This window comes from Pinirhizobacter sp., from assembly GCF_035317885.1.
Taxonomy (GTDB): domain Bacteria; phylum Pseudomonadota; class Gammaproteobacteria; order Xanthomonadales; family Rhodanobacteraceae; genus Pinirhizobacter.
Genome location: NZ_DATHFX010000363.1, coordinates 1 through 3,567, shown reverse-complemented (window position 1 = coordinate 3,567; position 3,567 = coordinate 1). Strand labels below are relative to the sequence as shown.

At 62.9% G+C, this 3,567-nt stretch carries 4 protein-coding genes and 1 tRNA gene; 1 reads left to right on the top strand and 4 read right to left on the bottom strand.

All coding sequences use genetic code 11. The annotated features are described in order from the left end of the window. Positions 1 to 81: 81 nt before the first annotated feature. Entirely contained in the window at positions 82 to 693 is a 612-nt protein-coding gene (locus tag VK519_RS11960; protein WP_324350046.1) for a hypothetical protein, read from the top strand. Here VK519_RS11960 and VK519_RS11955 read toward each other — a convergent pair. The 4 genes from VK519_RS11955 to ispH form a co-directional block, all read right to left on the bottom strand. Next, positions 682 to 1,617, bottom strand: coding sequence for a CPBP family intramembrane glutamic endopeptidase (locus VK519_RS11955; protein WP_324350044.1), 936 nt, complete (start codon positions 1,615 to 1,617; stop codon positions 682 to 684). The genes VK519_RS11960 and VK519_RS11955 overlap by 12 nt on opposite strands. Positions 1,618 to 1,652: 35 nt before the next feature. After that, the gene (locus VK519_RS11950; RefSeq protein ID WP_324350042.1) at positions 1,653 to 2,336 is read right to left on the bottom strand and encodes a CatB-related O-acetyltransferase; all 684 of its coding nucleotides are present in this window, start codon (positions 2,334 to 2,336) and stop codon (positions 1,653 to 1,655) included. Between the two features lie 140 nt (positions 2,337 to 2,476). After that, positions 2,477 to 2,552, bottom strand: a tRNA-Thr gene (locus tag VK519_RS11945). A 43-nt stretch (positions 2,553 to 2,595) separates the two neighbouring features. After that, positions 2,596 to 3,540: a 4-hydroxy-3-methylbut-2-enyl diphosphate reductase gene (gene ispH / locus VK519_RS11940; protein WP_324350048.1), complete on the bottom strand. Its 945-nt coding sequence runs from the start codon at positions 3,538 to 3,540 to the stop codon at positions 2,596 to 2,598. Between the last annotated feature and the right edge of the window lie 27 nt (positions 3,541 to 3,567).

Sequence of the window (3,567 nt, the reverse complement as noted above, 5' to 3'; positions counted from 1 at the left end):
GTCGCGCATGAGTCCGACATACGCGGGCCGCGCCATACGGCAACATCGACGCTCCAATAGTGCGATCGATATGCCGCCATCATGGACGCGAACAAATCAAGTATTTCTTACAGGGAACAACCAGCGCTGGTTGACGAATCCATCAGGGCCCATAACCATTCGGGCATGGACGATCGCACGGCACGAATGGAAGTAAACATCGCCTACATCCGACGGGACGTCGACGAACTGCGTGTCGGTTTTCGCAGGATGAGCGATGACATCAGATCCCTGAAAGACGCTATCTTTGCAGAGTCGTCGAAGCGGAAGGACCAGTTCACGCAACTGCGTGGCGAAATTGGCGATTTTCGCATGGAACTGCGTGGCGAAATTGGCGATTTGCGCATGGAACTGCGTGGCGAAATTGGCGCGTTGCGCACGGAACTGCGTGGCGAAATTGGCGCTTTGGGCACGGAACTGCGCGGCGAAATTGGCGATCTGCGCCACGAAATTGGCGGTTTACGCCACGAAATGGGTGACGTCCGCCTGGCCGTCACGGCCATGGATTCACGTCTTGAACGGAAGCTCGAGCAACATTTCCTCAAGTTCCAATCGCGCATGCTGTGGACGATCGGCGCCGCGGTCGGCCCCATCGTTCTCGCCTGGTTCATCCAGACATTCCTGCCCGCCCTCAGGGCATCGTCAGGCGGTTGATTGACCACGCCGGCGACGAACCCACGAGGGTGCCACCAGGGTCCCGCGCCGCACGGCCACCACCACCAGCACCACGGTGAGTACGCTGCAGCAAGCTAGCGCCACCACGGATGCCTCGGCGCCGAAGCTGCCACCGGTCAGCCAGTCGGGCCCGGAAATGCGCGGCGCGATCCAGCCCTTCTGCGCGATGCCGGAAACCGAAATGCCATACACCGAGCCTTGCATGACGTTCCACGCCGCGTGCAAACCCATGCAAAGCCACAGCGACCGGGTCACGTTGTACAGCATGCCGAACAGCAGCCCTGCTTCGATGGCGATGGCCAGCGCGCTCCACAGCGTGGCATTGGGATTGCCCAGGTGCGCGGCGCCGAAAAACAACGCCGAGATCACCAGCGCGGCCCACGTGCCCAGGCCCTCCTCCACGATCCGGAACAGCACGCCGCGACAGACGATCTCCTCGGTAATGCCCGGGGCGATGCCCAGCATCACGATCTGCGCAAGCCACGCAACGTCGCTGTTGTAGCCGCCGATCTGGTAGCCGCCGGCCAGGGCGATCACGCTCACGATCATGCTGAAAAGCAACGCACCGCCCGCCAGACCCACCAGGATGCCCATCGGCGCGCGCGAGGGCGCAAGTTCCGCCATGCGTCGCTTCTCGATGAAGCGCACCAATATCCAGTAGGACAGCACGAACGGGATGATCATCACCAGCCGTCGCAACGTGGATGCCGGCGTCATTGAAGTCAGCCCCGCACCGGGCAAGCCTGCCAGCTTGAGCGCGAAGTTGAACAACGTGAGCGACGCTGCCAGCAAGGCCGCGAATATCACGATGCGCGCCAGCGGCGAGTCGACCAGCCAGCGCTTCCAGGCAGGACGCCCGTCGAGCGGCAACGGCGGCGGAGCGTCCATCACGGTGGTATTCATCGGTATTCCCCTGGCCGGGATGGCCTGGCACGAGGCTAACCGTCGCGCGAAGGAAAACCAAGGCGCGAATGTTCCGCATCGAAGTGCCTGGATGCCATTTCGAGTGCCTGGACATCGCCTGAGCACAGGAGTGGCCGCAGCAGTTCCATCTTCTCGCTGGGCCAGGTGTAGATCGCCAGGTTCATCAACACCTCCACGGCCGCAAGATCAAATCGTTGCCGGATGGCCACGGCTGGATTTCCCCCGACCACGGTGTAGGGAGCCACGTCCTTCGTGACGATGGCGCCGGACGCGACAACGGCGCCTTCGCCGATGGAAACACCAGGCATGATCATGGCGCGCATGCCAATCCACGCGCCGTCGCCTATCACGGTAGGGCCCTTGCCTTGATAGGCATCGACGAGACTCTCGCGAAACGGATAAAGACTGATCCAGTCTGCGCGGTGCGTGTGGTTGCCCCCCATCAGGATGACGGCCTCGGCGCCGATGCAGACGTAATCGCCGATATAAAGCGCATCGATGGCCCACTGCGGTTGCCACGTCAACCGGCTGAAAGCATCGCCGTAAAGGTAACGGACCACCGTTTCCTCGAACGATCCGCCCCAGGCGTGACTGTAGTAACTATGGATGCCACGAACGTGGATGTTGGGGTTGGTCACCGTCTGGCTGAGGTACTCGACAGTCGACCAGTGTCTAACCTGGGAGGGTGGTGTCGTCATCCGTGACATATCCTGGTTTTATCGTCGGAGCGTCTGCGCCGCACTGCTGGCGGCGCGTGGACGACCCCAACAAAAAACCCACCTTGCGGCGGGCTTCCTGGGCTTCCTCGGACGCCTCTGGGCACCCGCGGGGCCATAAATGGTGCCGGAAATAGGAATCGAACCTACGACCTACGCATTACGAATGCGCCGCTCTACCAACTGAGCTATTCCGGCGAAGAGGCGAAATTTTAGGGGGCCGGGCCTTAGGAAGCAAGCATCAGCCCGCGGCCATGCGCAGTTCGCGCGGCAGGGCGAAAGTGATGTTCTCCGCTTCCCCGTCCAGTTCGCTCACCGTGCCCGCACCCCAGGACTGCAGGCGGGCGATCACTTCCCTGACCAGTTTTTCCGGGGCCGAGGCACCGGCGGTGACGCCCACGCGCTTGGCACCTTCCAGCCATGCCTGCTCAATGTGCTCGGCGCCGTCAATCAGGTAGGCGCGCACGCCCTGCTTCTGTGCGAGCTCGCGCAGGCGGTTGGAGTTGGAACTGTTGACCGAGCCCACCACCAGCACCAGGTCTACTGCGTCGGCCAGGCGGCGCACCGCATCCTGGCGGTTCTGCGTGGCATAGCAGATGTCGTCCTTGCGCGGACCTTCGATGGCCGGGAATTTCTCGCGCAGCGCCTTGATGATCGCGATGGTGTCATCGACGCTCAAGGTGGTCTGGGTGACGAAGGCGAGCTTCTCCGGTTGCGCCGGATTAAAGCCTGCCACCTGCTCCACCGATTCCACCAGGTGGATGGTGCCGGTGTGGGCGCGGTTCCACTGGCCCATGGTGCCCTCGACCTCCGGGTGGCCGCCGTGGCCGATCAGCACCACGTCGTAGCCGGCACGTCCCAGGCGGGCGACTTCCATGTGCACCTTGGTCACCAGCGGGCACGTGGCGTCGAACACAGTGAGTCCGCGGCGATCGGCTTCCTCGCGTACGGCCTTGGGCACGCCGTGGGCGCTGAAGATCACCGTGGCGCCGTCAGGGACGTCGGTGAGTTCCTCTACGAACACGGCCCCGTCTGCCCGAAGGCGTTCCACCACGTAGCGGTTATGCACCACTTCGTGCCGGACATAGATGGGTGCGCCGTAGGACTCCAGCGCACGATCGACAATGGCGATGGCGCGGTCGACACCGGCGCAGAACCCGCGGGGATTGGCGAGGAGGATATCCATGGCGGTGATTATCGCACGGTGGTGGTT

Coding starts and splice junctions, on each gene's coding strand:
- VK519_RS11960 (WP_324350046.1), top strand. CDS start 82: ATGGACGCGAACAAATCAAGTATTTCTTACAGGGAACAACCAGCGCTG.
- VK519_RS11955 (WP_324350044.1), bottom strand. CDS start 1,617: ATGAATACCACCGTGATGGACGCTCCGCCGCCGTTGCCGCTCGACGGG.
- VK519_RS11950 (WP_324350042.1), bottom strand. CDS start 2,336: ATGACGACACCACCCTCCCAGGTTAGACACTGGTCGACTGTCGAGTAC.
- ispH (WP_324350048.1), bottom strand. CDS start 3,540: ATGGATATCCTCCTCGCCAATCCCCGCGGGTTCTGCGCCGGTGTCGAC.